Here is a 17,140-nt window from a genome sequence, read left to right as displayed (position 1 = left end):
GTCACGGTCGCGGCACCGCCTGTCCCGGCGTCACGTCGCCGATGCACACGCCCGGTGGGAGGTCGTGCACGACGATGCGGTCTGCGCCCGGCACGGCGAGCATGAACACCTTGCCCAGGCCCGCCCGCAACTGCACGTCCGTGGCCTGGTCGCCCATCCAGAACGTGATCTTCGTGTCGGCGCTGGCGGCGTACCCGAGCTTGACCAGGGTGCCCTCCACGCGGCTGACGCGGTTGTCCAGCGGCACCTGCAGGGTTCCCTGGCTGGCCGGCCAGCACCGGTCCCGCGTCGTCGGGACGAGCGGGATTCCCTGCACGTCCACGGGCCGCAGATGGCCCTGATCGTCGAAGACCATGCCGTCGAGCGCCGCGGGCGGCGCCTGCATCCTGGCCCTGAGCTGAGGCGTGGCCATCGCGCCCAGCACCCTGGAGGTCAGGCTGTAGGTCTTGTAGCTGGCCGGCAACACGTCGGACGGTACGAACCGGTCGTAGATCACGGTGCCGGGCGCCGTCTTGGTCAGGTCGGCGCGGGCGGTTTCGATGTAGTGGTAGCGCCGGTCCGCGCCCAGATAGCCGGAGAAGAGCGTGACCGTCACCAGCGACGCGCCCACGAACAGGCCGAGCGCCGCGCCGCAGATCCCGCTCACCCGGTCCCGGCCGGGCAAGGTCCTCCGGTACGGCTCCCTCTCTTCGGGGAGCGGCAGCAGCACGAGCCCGACGACCAGCGCCACCAGGGGGACGGCGTCGGCGACGTACCGCGTGTCCGTGCCGGCGAACGAGCCCAGCAGGTGCACCCGGCCCCACAACACCGGCAGGGCGTCGGCCACGAGGACGTACCCGAGCAACATCGCCCAGGCCCACCCCGCACGCCTGCGGTAGTACGCGGTGAGCACCACCAGGATCGCGAGGGTGACGAGGGAGGCGATCACGACCGGCAGCGGCGGCGAGGCCACTCCCCAGTCGCCGCCCGCGAACCACCGCCAGGGGCCGCCGAGCACAGTGGTGGCGAAGGTCCTTCCGAGCAGCTCCCACAGGAAGCCCGCGGCCTGGTCGAAGATCGGCAGTGCCCCGGTGTTGGGCGAGGAGAGCGCCCGATAGACGTAGAGTGCCCCGAAACCCACCAGCACGAGTAGGTACAGCGACCACGCGGGCAGGTACTTGCGCAGCGCGGTGCGCAGGCCGCCGTGGTAGATCGCCGTGAGCGCGAGCAGCACCAGCGGCAGGGCGAACCCCTTGACGAACCCGAGCAGCCCGAACAGCACCCACAGCGCCGCCACCACGGCGTGCAGCAGCCGCCCGGTACGCAGGTGACGCCAGTGCGACGCGATCGCCATGGGCAGGGCGATCTGCAGGAACACGGTGTTGAGCGCCGCCGCCCACCACACGAGCGCGGGCACGGTGATGGGCGCGACGAGGAAGACCAGGAGCGGCGCGAGGATCGCAGGCCGGTTACCGAACACGACGCGGAGCATGCGCAGGACGGCGAGCGCGGCGCAGGCGTGCAGCACCAGAGTCGCCCCGGCCGCGTACCCCCAGCCGAAGGGCTCCAGCCTGGACGTGAACCACGCCAGCAGGAAGCCGCCCGGCATGAACTGGCCGAAGTGGATCCGGGTCAGGTAGTCGAAGGAGAGGCCGTTCTCCATGGCCCTGGCCACGAACTCGAAGTCGTCCTCCTTGAAGTAAGAGCTCTGGACGATGGTCGCCTTCCACGCCATGGCCGCGCCGATGAGCACCAGCGCGGTCAGCAGGACGTGCTGTCGCCGCGCCCACCGGGACAGCGCCCCGGCGGTGCGGGCCATCGGGGCCGGGACGGTGAAGACGAATCCGGTGCGCGGCTTGGTGGTCTGGGTCACGACACGCTCGTCATGGTCGGGCCGCCCGCGGCGACGGGTACGGGGATCTCAAGTCGCCTGGCCGGCGCCCGCCTGGCGGGGATCTCGGCGAGCAGGAACGCCAGCACGGGCAGGCAGAGGAGCTGCGGCCACAGGCCGGCCACCCCCACGGCGACCAGGACCGCGGCGGCCAGGAAGAGGGCGACGCCCGCCACCGGCCCCAGCAACAGCCGCCCACGCGGCCCGAGTGGCCCGTGCTCGGCGTCGCGCAGCGGTTGCAACCGTGCTCCCAGCAGGTAGACCACGCCGACCACGGCCGCGCCGGCCAGCCCGGCGACCCAGAACCCCAGGGCGAGCGCGAACGGCAGCACGTGGCCCACGCGCAGGCGAGCGGGCCGAATAGGCGCTAGGTGCCGCGCCGGCGGGCCCGTTCCGACCAGGGCGAGCAGCGCGACCAACAGCGCCAGTGCGCCGCCAGCGGCCAGCCCAGCCCGGTAGGCGCCGTCGGGCTCGTAGGTGAGCGTGACGGTGCCCACCGTGTACTCGGGGAGGAACCAAGCCTGCCGCCAGCCGTCCAGCCGGACCGGCTTCAACTCGACCGCGCCCAGCGTGGCCCGCCATCCGGCGTTGAAGTTCTCGTTGACGACCAGGTAGGAGTCGACGGTGACGCCTACCTTGACCACACGCTCGTCGGGGTTCCACGACTCGACTGAGACCCCGCTCATCGCCACGGGCGCGGCCGGGCGCACTCCAGGCTGGGGGCTGACGATCGCGGACTCGATGCGGTAGGACTCTCCCGGCCGTACGGACATGCGGGGCTGGCCGGCCGTGAGCCGCAGCGGCTCGCAACTCTTGAACGTGATGGGTTTTCCTGTGACCACGTCGTTGAGCGTGCCATCGACGACCTCGGTGTGCACGACGTCACCGTCGATGGTGAGGGCCGGGCCGAACCCGCAGGGCATCCTGAGCGGGAAGCCGTTCAGCGCGCCCAGCGGGCGCACCCCAGGGAAGGCGATGTCGCTGATCTCGATCGAACGGCCGCCGGACGCGCCGAACTCCAGCTTGACCTTCTGTGCGTCCATGGCGGGGAACCGGATGATGCCGTCCGTGCCCACCCAGCTCTGCCTGACCCCACCCTCGGCACGGATCGTCACCCGGATAGGTGGGGCGCCGAGGTAGGAGTCGGGCGTAACGACGCGGATCTGCGACAGCTTGGTCCTGCGGGCCAACTCCACGCTCAGCGTGGGCCGCGGGTCGAGCGGGTCGGCGAACCAGGCGGTCTTCGGGTCGCCGTCGAACGCCCACCGTCCGGCGGCCGCGCCGTGCTCGACCGCGGTCGAGGACGCCTGCACCTTCATGGGGTCGCCGGGCAGCGTGCTGAGCCGTTCGATGGCGGAGCGCTCGGTGAGCACGGCGCGGCCCGACACGCCGTACGAGCCGTCCTTCCTGACCGTGAAGGAGCGGTCGAAGCCATTGCCGTCGTCGCCCAGGACCTCGTGGCCCTTGGCGCAGCTCCAGGCGACCGAGCCCTTGACGCACCCAGGGACGTCGCCGGTCCTGCTGACCGCGACCGAGACCGGCTCGCCCGAGGCGGCGCCCGGGTCGGGCACGGTGATCGAGCGGCCGGCCTGGACGCCCGGGATGGTCAGCTCGGTGATGCCGACGCGGCTGCCGAGCCTGCTCTGCGGCTCGTACGCGGTGGCGGCGATCTTCAGGCGCAACCGGCTGATCGGGCCCTTCGGCACCACCAGTTCCTGCGGGTCGGCGGTGGCGCGTACCCGTTGGCGCAACGAGCCCGTGTCGGTCTCCACCACGACCTCGCTGGGCGGGGGGCCGATGGGCGAGTTCTCGAAGGCCACCTGGATCGTGGCGACCGTCAGAGGCTCGGTGAAGGTGACCTCCAGCCACTCGCCGACCGCGCCGTTCCAGCCCGTGGAGCGCCAGCTGGTGCGCCGGTCGCCGTCGAGCGCGGCGAAGGGCTGGCGGCCGGGCTCCCTGGATCGGGGGGCCGCGGTGACGTCCGCTTCGGAGCTGGACGCCGTTACCTTCGCGATCCCGGTGAGGGTCGCGGTGGCGAGGTATCGCTCCCATCCTGGGTCGAGGATGTCGTTCGACGGCGAGGCGCCGCGGAACGGCTCGTCAGCGGTGAGCGTGGCACTGGCGTTGCGGCGCAGGTCGGGGTAGGAGAGCTCGCGGCGGCGCAGGGTGTCGGTCAGCACCGTGTCGGACGCGGGCACCTCGACCTGCCCGGCGTCGTCGTTGAGCAGGACGGGGCGGTCGTCGTCCAGCAGCCCCTGCTCGGCCAGGTCGAGCACGGCCTCGGGCGCGCCTCCCACGCGGAGCGGGCGGCTGGCGTCCACGGTGCCGACGAGCGGCGCGGCGTCCGCCACCTTGTAGATCTCGACCGCGTGGTAGGGCTGGTCCAGCCAGGCGGCGGCCTTGCCGTACTGGCCGATGCCGACGCCGGGCCCCAGCTGGGCCGCGAGCGAGATGCCGGGTGAGTCCTCCAGCGCCTGGTGCACGCGGACCGGCCAGGCCGTGCCGATGGTGGCGCGGTCCAGGTCGTTGCGGACCACCAGGTACGTCACCCCCATGCGGCGCAGCGTGGCCGTGAGCCCCGCCGACCCCTCGCCGGTGGACAGGCGGTCGTCGATGGCCGCCATGAGCCGCGAGATGCCGGCCGAACCCCACGGCACGATGGTGTGCGTGGACCAGCGGCCCTGCGACAGCGCCTGCAGCGGCTCGTCGAGAGGACGCCCCCAGAGGTACTCGCCACGCTTGGCGCCGGGCACGGCCAGGACCATCCCGTCTCCCGCGTTGCGCCCCAGCCAGGTGACGGCCTGCTTCCAGTAGTCGGGGATCGCGGTGAATCCGCCGGCCGGCGCGAGCCCCGCGTACAGGATGGGCAGGGTCGACAATCCCATCAGCCCGGCCGCGGCGACGGTCAACGGCGTGCGCCAGCGCAGGCGGACCAGGGACAGCAGCCCGGCGACGCCGAGCGCCACGGGCAGCCTGATCAAGGCGTCGAACTTGTGCAGGTTGCGGAAGACGGCGAGCGGGCCGTCCAGCAGCTCGACCATGAGCTCGTGGTGGGGCGTGCCCGGATGGCCCGTCGTGATGACGGCGACGCCGATCAGCAGGCTGATCAGGAGAAAAGTGCGCTCGGGCAGCCTGCGCACGGTGAGACCGGCGAAGCCGAGCGCCGCCACGGCCGCGGTGACCACGATCAGCCACGGGACCGTGGACTGCTGGTTGGCGTCGGGCAGCCAGGTCTGCCCGTCCACCGTCAGGAAGCTGAGCCAGCTCGACGTCCCGCGCAGGGCGTTGACCAGCGACGTGACGCCGGTCGTCGCGCTGGCCGTCTCGATGAAGGGCAGGAAGGAGAAGATGTACCCGCCCAGCGTCAGCAGCGGGGCCGCCCACCACATCGAGGCGAGGGCGATGAGCGGCAGCCACCACGCGATCAGGCGCCATTTGTCCGCCCCGCCGCGCCTGATCAGCAGGTACAGCAGCGGGACGACGAGGACGGCCGCCTCGGCCACGGCGTTGACGCCGCCGCAGAAGAGGAAGGCGAGCGCCGACAGGGCGGCCGCCCGTCGCGCCGTCAACTCCCGCCTGGCCCCTTTGACGAGGGGGAGAAGAATCCACGGCAGGACGGCGCTGGGCAGGAACTCCGAGGAGTTGATGCCGATGAGCGCCTGGGCGTGCGGCGCGAGCGCGTACACGAAGCCGGCGAGCACGCGGGTGTGCGAGCCGCCGATGCCCATGGCGCGGGCCAGCTGGACCACGCCCAGGAAGGCCGTGCACAACACCAGCGACATCCACAACCGCTGGACCGTCCACGCCTCCATGCCGAGCTCGAGGCCGAGCGCGTAGAACGGGCCCATCGGGAAGAGGTAGCCGTACGCCTGGTTCTGCAGGTGGCCGAAGTAGGCGCCGTCCCAGAGGTGCAGGGCCCGGCCGAGGAAGCCCAGCGGGTTGACCGCCATGTCGAGCTTGGTCTCGGGGATGATCTTCTCGGTCGAGGTGTTGAAGGCGATGGCACCGAGCAGGAGGCAGGAGGCGAGCAGTCGCAGCCTGTGTCTGATCCGTGTCTCGTAGCTCTCGGCGGCGGACTCCGCGAACTCCCCCCGGAGTCCAGGCGAGGCTTGGGTCACTGATAGGCTCCGCCGCGATCTTGGAGTTTCGCCAGGATAAGTCCGGTTATGTTAGCCCCAGTTCGAGCCCACGTAAATTCTCGTGCCCAGGCGCGGCAGGCGTCGGCCACCTCGGTCCTGCGTGCCGGGTCCGCCAGCTCTTTGAGCGCGCGTTCGACGACGTCCTGCAGGTTCTCCCCGTCGCGTACCAGCCATCCGGTGACGCCGTCGCGGACGGAGTCACGCAGTCCCGCCACGTCGTAAGCCACCGTCGGCACCCCGAGCGCGGCGGCCTCGATCACGGTCAGCCCCCAGCCCTCGAACTCCGAGGCCGTCACATTCAGCCGGGCGGCGGCGAGCAGCGCGTTCTTGCGTGGCTCGGACAGGAATCCGTGCAGCACGACCCGGCCGCACAACCCTTTGTCCTCGATCTGCCGGGCGAGCGGGCCATGCTCGGGGCCGCGCCCGATGACGTGCACGGTCAGCCGCGGCCACGCGGCGTCCAGCTCGGCGGCCAGGTCCACGACGCGCTCGATGCGCTTGTGCCCGACGAGGCGCCCGGCGTACACGATCGCGGGGTCGCCCTGGACAGGCTCCGGCTGGACGTCGACGGGCTCGGCGCAGCCGTTCGGAACTATGGTGATCGCCGCGAGCCAGCGCAGCCTCTTGACGAGCTCCTGCTTGGACGACTCCGAGACCGTGATCGTCAGGCAGCGGCGGTAGAGCAGCCGTGCGACGGGCCCTTCGACGAGGCAGCCGATCCTGGCCAGCCACCGCGGGAGGAAGGCGTGGAACTGCCGGTCGTGCACATGGTGCACGAGGCAGAACACGGGGGTGCGGCGACGCACCACAAGCGGCGAGAAGAACGGGATGCCGTTCATCGTGTCGATCACGACGTCGACCGAGCGCCGGTGGAACAGCAGCCAGAGCGGCACCAGCACGTAGACCAGGAAGGGATTGCCCATCCTGCGCACCTGGACGTCCTCCAGGACCTCGGCGCGGCGCTGCCCCCGCTGGCGCCCGGTCACGAAGACGACCGAGGCTCCCTGGCTCAGCAGGAACCGGCTGACCTGCCACGCGTACTCCTCCGCCCCGCCGGCGGTCGACTGCCGGGGCTCGCGGAAGTTCAGCATGGCGACGCGGACCCCCGCGAGCGGCCGCTCGTCTTCCCTCTCGCCGCGAGCCCGCGGCTCTGCCAGGCCTGCCGCCTCGGCCTGGTGCTCACCGGTAAAGACCACCGTCACTCCTCGTCAGCGGGCATGAGGGCATGAGGGCATGGCGGAGCCACACACCTTGCTGCTGAGCTGGGTATGGCCCCGTCAAGTGGGGAGGATCACCTGGTGCCGTAGTTGTAGAGCGGCTGGTTCGGCGGGGTCAGGGAAGGTGACGCCACATTGACCACGGCAACGGAAGCACCGACCGCCAGCAGAGCTCCGATGGCCAAGGCCACGAGAAGTCGCAACAACAGAGCACTCCCTTCCGATCTGTGGCGCAGTGTGCCGAGACTAGAACGTGTTCCGGCTTGAATCCATAACATTGGTCAAACCGTGATAAAGCAAGTTACTCTCTGGTATATCACGAAACGCCGGGTCAACGCCGCAGCAAGTCGAGCTCTTTGCCGCGGAAAATGGTCTTGAAGCCGGCCGCTTCAAGTAGGAACCCGTTCTGGCTTGAAGGCACCAGCACGTATCTGACAGGGAGCCGCGCCAGATCGCGAGTCGCCAGGAGCTCGCCTGCGCGCCGGTTCAGCGGGTCCTCGCCGCGCACCCTCAGGCGGCTTCCGTCCGGCAGTCCGACGTACAGCGTGTCGTCCCAGACGACCCGCCGCTCGAAGAGTTTGGTGGCCGGGTCCAGCACGATCCGGCCACCGTTCCAGGCGAAGGCCCGGTGCGCGCCCCAGGGCAGTGACAGCAGCGCTCCCGGCACGGGGTCGGTGTTGACGATCCGCTGCACGACCGTCCAGTCCGGGGGGTACGCCACCGCGGCCAGCCGGCCGAACCCCCCGAACGCGAGCGTGGGCAGCACCAGCACCGGCGCCACGATCCCGACCAGCGCGGGCGCCCCCTCCCTCAGGACCGCGGCCAGGCCGGCCGCGACCAGCAGCGCGAGCGGCGCGAGATAGACCTGGCCGTCGCGGAGCGGGCCGAATCCCGGCCACAGGGCGATGAGCCACTTGAGCGCCTCGCGGCCGACCGGGAACGCCCCCAGCCCCGCCAGGCAGAGCCCGGCCGTGGCGGCCACGGCCAGCCCGCCCCACCACGCCGGCCGGTCCGGGGCGACGCGGAGCCGTACGTAGCCGAAGACGCCCGCCGCGACCAGGAGCAGGCGTGCGGTGGCGAGCCACCATGACTCCTGGCCGGGCAACCCGGCGTCGGCGCTCCAGATGCCGCCCAGCGAGAGCAGGCTGCCCACGACGCCGAAGGGCCCGTCGGCGCGGGCCGCGAACGCGTCCACACCCGCCGGGTCCGTCACCGCGCCCGAGCCCAGCGCGGGCACCGCCCAGGGCAGGCTGTACACGATCAGGATCCCGGCGACCATCGGCACCTTGCGGCGCGCGACGGCGATCGGCAGCAGGGTGAGCGCCGAGACCAGCATGGCCTGGAACCCGCCGATCGCCGCCGGGAGCAGCGCCAGGAGGAGCCGGGTCCAGCGCATGCCCACGGCCCGCACGGCCCAGGGCAGGCCGGCCACGCCGAGCAGCAGCGCCCACTGGCCGAGCATGAGCCGCTGCGCGAGGTAGATGTTCCAGGCGAAGCAGGCGGCGGCGACCAGCCGCGCCAGCCGGCGCTCCGGCGGCACCAGCGCCGCCGCGCCGGTCGCGGCCAGCACGAAGATCGCGACCAGCACGCCCTTCTGCACGATCTCCACGGGCAGTACCCGTGACAGCAGCGCCACGACCAGATCGCTGGGCATGGCGCGGGGGAACCCGCCGCTGTCCGGCAGCAGCGGCGGATCCGGTACGAAGAGCAGGTCGTAGCGGAGCACCAGCCCCCACCCCAAGGCCGGCCCGAGCGCCAGCACCGCCAGGGCCGCGCCAAGGATGGCGGGCGCCACGCGCCCCAGCCTCAGCCGCACCCGTTCCAGGCTCCCAGGCCCCGGGCGCGGAGGTCTCGGGCGTGCGGCCGACGATCGGTCGGTATCCACCGAAGCACCGCCTCTCCCCTGCCCCCGGACATTCCAGGCACAGGGGAGCGTAGCCGCAGTGACATCACATGCGTTACCTGCCGGGCTCGGGGTCCCTCGGCAGGCCGAGCATCCGCTCGCCGATGATGTTGAGCTGCACCTCCGTGGTGCCGCCGTAGATCGTCATGGCCCGGGTGGCCAGCACCGCCCGGGTCCAGTAGCCGGCGTCGCCGAGCTTCATGTCGGCCGCCGTCGTGGCGGCCGGGCCGAGCAACTCCACCGCCGCCTCCGACACGTGCTGGGCGTGCGAGGTGGACAGCAGCTTGCGTACGGAGGCGTCCGCACCCGGCTCGTTCCCCGCGAGCTGCTTGAGCGTGACCCGCAGCGAGAGCGCGTTGATCGAGTGCCCCTCACAGACGACCTCGGCCACCTTCTGCGCCTCGACCGGCGTCACCTCGCGGCCGAGCCGCCCGATGAGGCCGAGCAGGTCGGGCACGGACGAGCCGGTGCCGCCCGAGCCGGACGACAACGACACACGCTCGTTGGACAGGGTGTTGCGGGCGACCTTCCAGCCCTCGCCCACCTCGCCCACGACCAGCTCGTCGGGGACGAAGACGTCGTCGAGGAAGACCTCGTTGAAGAGGTTCTCGCCGGTCATCTCGGTCAGCGGCCGGACGGTGACGCCGGGGGCCTTCATGTCGACCAGGAAGTACGTGATGCCCTCGTGCTTGGTGCCCTCGCTGGAGTTGCGGGCGATGCAGATGCCCCACTCGGCCACGTGCGCGACCGAGGTCCAGATCTTCTGCCCGTTGAGCTTCCAGCCGCCCTCGACCTTCTCGGCCTTCATCTGCAGCGAGGCCAGGTCGGATCCCGCGCCGGGCTCGGAGAACAGCTGGCACCAGATGATCTCGCCGCTGAGCGTCTTGGGCAGGAACCGCTCCTGCTGCTCCTGGGTGCCGTACACGGCGATGGACGGCACCACCCACGCACCGATGATCAACGCGGGCGGACGTACCTTGGCGGCCTTGAGCTCTTGGGCGATCAGCACCTGCTCCAGCGGCTTGGCGGCGCGGCCCCACGGCTTGGGCAGGTGCGGCATGACGAAGCCGCGCGCGGCGAGCGCCCGCTTCTGCTCCTTGCCCTCCAGCCGGGCGATCTCCGCGATCTCGGCGCGGATGCCTTCGCGCAGCTCTTCGGCGTCCTCCGGCAGGTCGACCTCCATCTCGCGGGAGACGCCCTGCAGCGCCAGCGCGGCCACCGTGGCGGCCCACTCGGCCGACGAGCCGAGCAGGGCACGCAGGGTGAGCGCGCGGCGGTAGTAGAGGTGCACGTCGTGCTCGAAGGTATAGCCGATGCCGCCGAACGTCTGGATGGCGTCCTTGGCGCACTGGACCGCCGCGTCGGGGGCCATCACGCCGGCGATGGCGGCGGCGTAGTCGAGCTCCTTCACCGCGCTGATGGTCTCGCTCTCGCGCGCCTCCGTTGGCATCGGGCTGAACGCCCCCGCGCTCTCCGCCGCGCGCGTGGCGTCCCAGACGGTGGCGCGGGCCTGCTCCAGCGCGACGAGCATGCGGGAGAGCTTGTGCTTGATGCCCTGGAACTGGCCGATCGGGCGGCCGAACTGCACGCGGACCTTGGCGTACGCGGCCGCGGCCGTCACGCACCATGAGGCCAGGCCCGTGGCCTCGGCACCGAGCAGGATCGCGGCGAGGTTGCGTACATCGGAGCCCTGGACGCCGCCCAGGATGCCCTCGACGGGCACGGTCACCTCCGCCAGCTCCACCTTGGCGACCGGCCTGGTGAGGTCGAGGGACTTGATCTCGGTGACGGTGGCGGAGGAGGCGTCGATGAGGACCCATTCCTCGCCGTCGGCGGTGGCGACGGGCAGCACCAGCACGTCGGCCAGCGAGCCGCCGAGCACGGGCTCGGCCGTGCCGGTGACGACGAGCGAGCCGTCCTCGGCCCGGGTGCCGTGCAGGTCGCCGGCCAGCGCGACGGCGCCGGTGCGGGTGCCGTCGGCGAGCGACTCCAGGTGCTCGGGGCGCTTCGACGCGTTGATCACGGCGCTGGCCAGCACGGTCGGCACGTAGGGCCCGGGGGCCACGCGCTCGGCCAGCGCCTCGATGGCCACCGCCGCCTCCAGCAGCCCGTAGCCGGAGCCGCCGTACTCCTCGGGCAGGTGCAGGCCGAGCAGCCCCTGCTCGGCGAGGCCGGCCCAGAACGGGGGACGCCCGTCCGACCCGGCGCGCGCCAGCTCGGAGGGGATGTTCCGCTCGGCCCAGCCGCTCACCGACTCGCGGAGCGCCTCGTGCTCCTCGCTCAACCCGATCGCCATTACTCATCCTCCAGCCAGGTCCGAGTCATGCCCAGAACCATATTCTAGAGGATGCTTCTGACTTCCTGGCTAGAGCGGGCGAACCTGCTGCGCGAGGGTGTTCAGATCGCGCCAGCGTGCCTTGTTCGACTCCGGGATCGAGGCCATGAGCATCGCCGGCTTCGTCTTGCCCACCTCGATGATGGACAGCATGGCCTGCGCGACCTCCTGCTTTCCGCCGTCGGTGTAGGTCACCTTGTAGCCGAGCGTCCAGCCCTTGCCGAGCGAGACCTTCTTGGAGGCGGTCCATTCGACCGTGGCGCCCTTGGGGTACTGGGTGCGGATGGTCCAGCGGACGGCCTGGGTGGCGATCTCCCGGTAGTCGGCGTTCGAGCTGGGCTTCTTCGCGGGCGACTCACCGGGGTACATGGCCGAGGCGATGATCGTGAACGGTATCTCGACCTTGCCGATCCGCTGCGCGATCGAGTACGGCGGGTACGACCTGGCCTTCCACGGCGAGGCCAGCCGCGGATAGCTGATCCCGACCTTGTTGTCCGTGATGGTGCCCGTGACCGCGGACGCCGTGCCCGGCAGGCTCTTGTAGGCCTTGCTCTCGGGCACTGGCGGCAACACGATCGGGCTCTCGGTCACGGTCGGGCTGGGTGCCGCCGCCGTGGGCGTGGCCGACGTCGGTATGGGCGCGACGCGGACGATCTGCTCGCCCGGCTGATTGTTGGTCGGCACGTCGCCGGAGAAGACGAAGAAGATCAGCCCGACCGCCAGCACGGTGGCGAGAATGGCGCCGAACAGATAGACGGCCTTGATCGGGATGTCCCAGAGGCGGCGGGCCGGGGGCTTTGGCGGCAGCGGCGGCGGCATGGGAGGCATCGGCGGCCGCCGCACCGGGGGCTGCATCGGGGGCTGCATCGGGGGGCGCATCGGAGATTGCGTCGGGGCCTGCGCTAAGGGCTGCGCGGGAGGCTGCGCCGAGGGCTTCTTGGAGGGCTTCGCCGGAGGCTTCGTCGCGGGCTTCGCCGGGGGCTGGATCGGCACGGACGGACCCGGCGCCGGAGGGCGCGGGATCCTGACCGTCTCCTCCGCAGGAAGGACGACCTTGCGGAACGGGGTGGTGGGTGAATCGAATGAAGGTTTCTGGTCGCCGACGTCCGCCATGGCCTTGAGATTACGTCACTACAGAGAGGGATAATTCCTCTACTCCCCCTGCAGAATCTAATTCTGTAAGGTCTGCGGACATGAGGGGTTTCTACGAGATCGCGACCGAAGACCCTGAACGCCCGGCCCTCCTCGGCGAGGAGGGTGCTTCCTACGGAGGGCTTCTGGCCCGCGTCAACCAGGCCTCCAACGGCCTGACCTCACGCGGAGTACGTCCAGGCGCCAGCGTGGTGACCGTACTGAAGAACGGGCTCGACGCGCTCACCATGATGCTCGCGACCTACCAGATCGGCGCCTACCACGTCCCGGTCAACTGGCACTTCACGCCCGAGGAACTCGACTACATCGTGACCGACTGCGGGGCCGGGATCGTGGTCTCACCCGAGGCCCTCACGGTCGCCGACCTCGTGGCCGGGCAGCCGTCCGGCGCACCCGCGCACCGGCGGGCCGGGTCGATGATGCTCTACACGTCCGGGACCACCGGGCGGCCCAAGGGCGTGCGACGGCGGCTGCTCGACCTGACGCCCGAGGAGATGTACCCGATCCTGATGCGGAAGAGCTGGCGGCACTTCGGGCTGCCCTTCGGCGGGGTGCATCTGGTGTGCTCGCAGCTCTACCACTCGGCGCCGTACGGGCAGGCCATGATGGCGCTGCAGTTCGGGCACACGATCGTGGCGCCCGAGCGGTTCGACGCGGCCGGGACGCTGCGGCTCGTCGAGCGGTATCGGGTGACGAACGCGTTCATGGTGCCCACGATGTTCCACCGGCTGCTGGCGGTGCCGGAGCGGGAGTCGTACGATCTGTCGTCCCTGACCCACCTCTACCACGGCGCCGCCCCGTGCCCGCCGGCCACCAAGCAGGCGATGATCGACTGGCTGGGGCCCGTGGTGTGGGAGTACTACGGCTCCACGGAGGCGGCCGTGGCGACCATGGTGTCGTCGCAGGAGTGGCTGGCCAGACCGGGCACCGTCGGCCGGGCGCTGGACGGGATGGCGTTCACCATCGTCGGGGAGGACGGCGCGGAAGTGCCCGCCGGGGAGCCGGGGCTGGTCTACATCGGCGGGATCAACCGGTTCGAGTACCACGGCGACCCGGACAAGACGGCCGCGACCATGCGCGGGCGCGACTACACGCCGGGTGACATCGGGTACGTCGACGCGGACGGCTACCTGTTCCTGCTGGATCGCCGGACCGATCTGATCATCTCCGGCGGGGTGAACATCTACCCGGCCGAGGTGGAGGCAGCGCTGCTCGAACACCCGTCGGTCGCGGACGTGGCGGTGATCGGCGTGCCGGACCCCGAGTGGGGGCACAAGGTCGTGGCGCTCGTCCAGCCGGTCGCCGGGGTGACGGGCGGGGCGGATCTGACCGCGGACCTGCTGCGGCACTGCGCGCCCCGGCTGGCCAAGCTGAAACATCCGCGGGCGATCGAGTACCAGGAGTCGCTGCCTCGCACGCCGACCGGGAAGCTGAGCAGAAGGAACGTGCGCGAAGCGTATCTTTCCCGCTGAGCTGGGCAGGGACCTCCCATGAGGGTGCCCATCAAGGAGATCGTCGCCGGACTGTCCGTCGCCGTGCTGCTCACCGGTTGCGGGACGATCCCCACGACCGGCGCCTCGCCCACGGCCACCAGGTCGCCGTCGCCGTCGCCGTCGCCGACGACGCCCGCCGCCGCCCAGGTGCAGTCGCTCGAGTCCGCGTACCAGCAGGTGATCACGGACGTGCTGCCCTCCATCGTGCAGATCAACACCAAGGTCGGCCTCGGCTCCGGCATCGTCTTCGACACTCAGGGCCACATCGTCACCAACGCCCATGTGGTCGGCCAGGCCAAGGAGATGAACGTCACGATCGCCACCGGCGGTCCGCCGCGCCCCGCCCGCCTGGTGAGATCCTTCAGCGCCGGGGACCTGGCGGTGATCAAGGTGGACCAGCCCGACGGGCTACGGCCGGCCAAGTTCGGGGACTCCTCCAAGCTGCGGGTCGGGCAAATCGTGCTCGCCATGGGCAACCCCCTGGGCCTGTCGGGCAGCGTGACGAACGGGATCGTCTCGGCGCTCGGCCGTACCGTCACCGAGCCGGAGAACCCCGGCTCCCCCGGCGCCACGATCGCGGGCGCGATCCAGACCTCGGCCGCGATCAACCCGGGCAACAGCGGCGGCGCGCTCGTGGACCTGTCCGGCCAGGTGATCGGCATCCCGACACTCGCCGCGCGGGACCCGGACCTGGGCGGCGGCGCCGCACCCGGCATCGGCTTCGCCATCCCCAGCAACACCGCCACCGACATCGCCGGCCAGATCGTCAAGGACGGCAAGGTCACCAACACCCACCGGGCCGCGCTCGGCATCGGGGGCAACACGATCGTCGGCTCCGACGGCGAGCCCATCGGGGTGGGAGTGGTCCGGGTGGAGCCGGACGGGGGCGCGGCGAAGGCGGGCATCCGAGCCGGTGACATGATCGTGTCGATCAACGACACGGAAACACCCACCATGGCCGTTCTTGCCGAGACCATCACCGAGTTCAAGCCGGGCGACCAGGCTCGGGTGAGCGTGATCCGGGGGAACGACGCCAAGGAGACGGTCAACGTGACGCTGGGCCAGCTCCAGAGCGAGTGACGGACCCGGCTCGGCGCGCCCCGGGCGAGGCGCGGGCGGTCACTGCTTGGCGGTGAAGACGATCTCCACTCGGCGGTTCTTGGCCCGGTTCTTCTCCACCGGCTTGCCGTCCACGATGTTGGGCAGCTTGGGCCGGCTCTCGCCGTACCCGCCGGCCTGGAGGGTCACGCCAGGGCCGGTCAGCAGCCCGCGCATGACCTGCTGCACCGCCTGCGCCCGCCGCCGCGACAACGCGACGTTGTACGCGTCACTCCCCTGGTCGTCGGTGTGCCCTTCGATCTTGACCACGCCACCCGCGCCCTCGGCGTCGACCTTCTCCGCCACCTGCCGCAGCCGCTGCCGGGCCTTGGCGGTCAGCTGCCACTTGTTCAGCGCGAACAGCACGTCACTGGTCAGCGCGACCGTCACCTGACGGCCTTGCTTGGTCTCGCTCTCGGTGCCGTCCATCGACTCGATCTCGCCGATGATGTCCTCGACGGGCAGGACCAGGTTCTCGACAGGGCCGACGGCGTCGGCCGGCACGCTCGGCGCCGGGGTCGGGGACAGGACGAAGGCGACGGCCACGCTAAGAGATCGGAACATCGGTGAACACGCCGATCATGGGCATCTCAACGTTGACCTTGGTGACGTCCACGGGCGGCGCGGCGAAGACCGCGTACAGCGTCGAGGCCTCTCCCGACTCCAGGAACTGGCCCTGGGTGCCGGAGCAGACACATTCCGCGCCCTCTCCGGTGCCGTTGCGGGCGACCCGGTAGCGCTTGGCGTTGACGGGGTCGATCAGGGAGACGCCGGAGACCGTGAAGTCCAGTGGGGCGGTCCCGAGGCCGTTGTGCAGGTTGACCTTGCCGTCGGTCGCGGTGACCGTCCAGTTGAGGCTGACGGTCCTGCCCTGGCGCTTGAGCGCGGTGATCTCGACACGGGCCTTGCCGTACGTGTCCCCGGCCCCGACCTTGGTCTCGCGACTGGCGATCGCCTGGCCGTCCTGCGCGGGCGCGGTCTGCGGCTCCTGAGACTCCTTGAGGGTGGGTGTCGGCTGCTTGTCCGAGACGGCCTGCGACTGCCTCTCCTCGCCACCGCCGCCCGGCTGGCCCGGAAGCATTCCGCAGCCCGCCAGCGCGACGGCCGCGACGGCCAGCGCGATCGTCCTTCGCATGATGTGATCACCTTCGTCGTTCGGGGATGTGGCCCTCACCCTAGGGAGGCGACCTTCAGGATCCGCATAGTCCGCTATATGCGTAGATCCCGTCGCCTGCGAGCCTCCTGGTCGAGCCGTACGGCCTCAGCCTTGCCTTCGTCGTCGCCGAGGCCGTCAAACTCTCCCATAGCACGCACAAGCGCATCAACAGCACCATCTGTATCGTCATTGTCCAAAGCGGTTCGGGCCAGCACCATGAGAGCCTGCCCGGCGTTCCTGCGATCGCCGTACTGGGTGAACGTCTCCAGCGCCTCTCGTGCGGCTCTCGCGGCGGCGTCGGGCGCTCCCTCGGCCCTCGACACCTCGGCCAGGACGAGCAGCGCCATGGCCTCGGGCAGGCGGTCGCCGAGGCGGCGGTTGAGCCCGATCCGGCGCTCCACGCAGTCGCGGGCCTCGGGGTGGCGGCCGGCGGCGAGATGCAGCCTGGCCAGGTCCAGCAACGCCTCCGCCGCTCCCCGTGGATCTCCCAGCTCCCGGTACGCGGCCAGGCTCTCGCGCAGCCGCGCCTCGTCCTGCCGCAGCGCCCCGAGCGCCCTCAGGGCATCCGCCCGGCCACGCCGATCACCCGCGTCCTCGAACGCCCGAAGCGCCCGCACGAAGGCCTGTTCGGCCTGCGCCACCTGCGGCGACCAGCGCGACGCCGCCCCTCCGGCACCGTCCCGCGCGGCACCACCGATCCGCCCGTTCGGCCCCACCGGACCCGCCGGATGCTCACCTGAGGGACGGTCGGGTGGGGGCGAGAAGCCGGGGCGGGGT

The 17,140-nt window shown here is 71.1% G+C and carries 12 protein-coding genes; 2 read left to right on the top strand and 10 right to left on the bottom strand.

Annotated features, from left to right (window positions below; genetic code table 11):
- Window position 1: 1 nt before the first annotated feature.
- The 7 genes from ETD86_RS16490 to ETD86_RS16465 all read right to left on the bottom strand — a co-directional run bounded on the left by ETD86_RS16490 (window position 2) and on the right by ETD86_RS16465 (window position 12,319).
- Entirely contained in the window at window positions 2–1,852 is a 1,851-nt protein-coding gene (locus ETD86_RS16490) for a hypothetical protein (RefSeq protein WP_138667039.1), read from the bottom strand.
- Window positions 1,849–5,988, bottom strand: coding sequence for an alpha-(1->3)-arabinofuranosyltransferase domain-containing protein (locus ETD86_RS16485; RefSeq protein ID WP_211370094.1), 4,140 nt, complete (start codon window positions 5,986–5,988; stop codon window positions 1,849–1,851). Before ETD86_RS16485 ends, ETD86_RS16490 begins: the two co-directional genes overlap by 4 nt.
- Window positions 5,985–7,205 (bottom strand): glycosyltransferase family 4 protein, encoded by a 1,221-nt coding sequence (locus tag ETD86_RS16480; RefSeq protein ID WP_246147947.1) that lies wholly within the window; start codon window positions 7,203–7,205, stop codon window positions 5,985–5,987. Before ETD86_RS16480 ends, ETD86_RS16485 begins: the two co-directional genes overlap by 4 nt.
- 95 nt (window positions 7,206–7,300) lie before the next feature.
- Window positions 7,301–7,432, bottom strand: coding sequence for a hypothetical protein (locus ETD86_RS59115; RefSeq protein ID WP_260477562.1), 132 nt, complete (start codon window positions 7,430–7,432; stop codon window positions 7,301–7,303).
- Between the two features lie 125 nt (window positions 7,433–7,557).
- Complete coding sequence (locus ETD86_RS16475; protein WP_138667038.1) at window positions 7,558–9,042, bottom strand: MmpA family trehalose lipid delivery protein; 1,485 nt, start codon at window positions 9,040–9,042, stop codon at window positions 7,558–7,560.
- A gap of 142 nt (window positions 9,043–9,184) precedes the next feature.
- Complete coding sequence (locus tag ETD86_RS16470; protein WP_138667037.1) at window positions 9,185–11,425, bottom strand: acyl-CoA dehydrogenase family protein; 2,241 nt, start codon at window positions 11,423–11,425, stop codon at window positions 9,185–9,187.
- 69 nt (window positions 11,426–11,494) lie between these two features.
- Window positions 11,495–12,319, bottom strand: a complete 825-nt coding sequence (locus ETD86_RS16465; protein ID WP_138667036.1) for a hypothetical protein — start codon at window positions 12,317–12,319, stop codon at window positions 11,495–11,497.
- Between the two features lie 338 nt (window positions 12,320–12,657).
- Between ETD86_RS16465 and ETD86_RS16460 the strand changes: the two genes are divergently transcribed.
- The gene (locus ETD86_RS16460) at window positions 12,658–14,088 is read left to right on the top strand and encodes an AMP-binding protein (protein ID WP_138667035.1); all 1,431 of its coding nucleotides are present in this window, start codon (window positions 12,658–12,660) and stop codon (window positions 14,086–14,088) included.
- Between the two features lie 18 nt (window positions 14,089–14,106).
- Window positions 14,107–15,189, top strand: a complete 1,083-nt coding sequence (locus ETD86_RS16455; RefSeq protein WP_138667034.1) for a S1C family serine protease — start codon at window positions 14,107–14,109, stop codon at window positions 15,187–15,189.
- Between the two features lie 39 nt (window positions 15,190–15,228).
- Here the strand turns inward: ETD86_RS16455 and ETD86_RS16450 are convergent, their stop codons facing one another.
- From ETD86_RS16450 to ETD86_RS16440, 3 genes are all read right to left on the bottom strand, one after another.
- Window positions 15,229–15,753, bottom strand: coding sequence for an OmpA family protein (locus ETD86_RS16450; protein ID WP_246147946.1), 525 nt, complete (start codon window positions 15,751–15,753; stop codon window positions 15,229–15,231).
- Between the two features lies 1 nt (window position 15,754).
- Window positions 15,755–16,342 (bottom strand): hypothetical protein, encoded by a 588-nt coding sequence (locus ETD86_RS16445; RefSeq protein ID WP_138667032.1) that lies wholly within the window; start codon window positions 16,340–16,342, stop codon window positions 15,755–15,757.
- A gap of 74 nt (window positions 16,343–16,416) precedes the next feature.
- Window positions 16,417–17,140: tetratricopeptide repeat protein (locus ETD86_RS16440; RefSeq protein WP_170223109.1), on the bottom strand; the 724-nt coding region annotated here is incomplete at its 5' end.

This window comes from Nonomuraea turkmeniaca (assembly GCF_005889735.1).
In the GTDB taxonomy this organism is placed as follows: Bacteria; Actinomycetota; Actinomycetes; order Streptosporangiales; family Streptosporangiaceae; genus Nonomuraea; species Nonomuraea turkmeniaca.
This window is presented reverse-complemented; position numbering and strand designations above follow the sequence as displayed.

Bases quoted from the DNA above. Each gene is read 5' to 3' on its own strand.
- ETD86_RS16470 (WP_138667037.1), bottom strand. From the start codon at position 11,425: ATGGCGATCGGGTTGAGCGAGGAGCACGAGGCGCTCCGCGAGTCGGTG.
- ETD86_RS16465 (WP_138667036.1), bottom strand. From the start codon at position 12,319: ATGCAGCCCCCGGTGCGGCGGCCGCCGATGCCTCCCATGCCGCCGCCG.
- ETD86_RS16460 (WP_138667035.1), top strand. From the start codon at position 12,658: ATGAGGGGTTTCTACGAGATCGCGACCGAAGACCCTGAACGCCCGGCC.
- ETD86_RS16455 (WP_138667034.1), top strand. From the start codon at position 14,107: ATGAGGGTGCCCATCAAGGAGATCGTCGCCGGACTGTCCGTCGCCGTG.
- ETD86_RS16445 (WP_138667032.1), bottom strand. From the start codon at position 16,342: ATGCGAAGGACGATCGCGCTGGCCGTCGCGGCCGTCGCGCTGGCGGGC.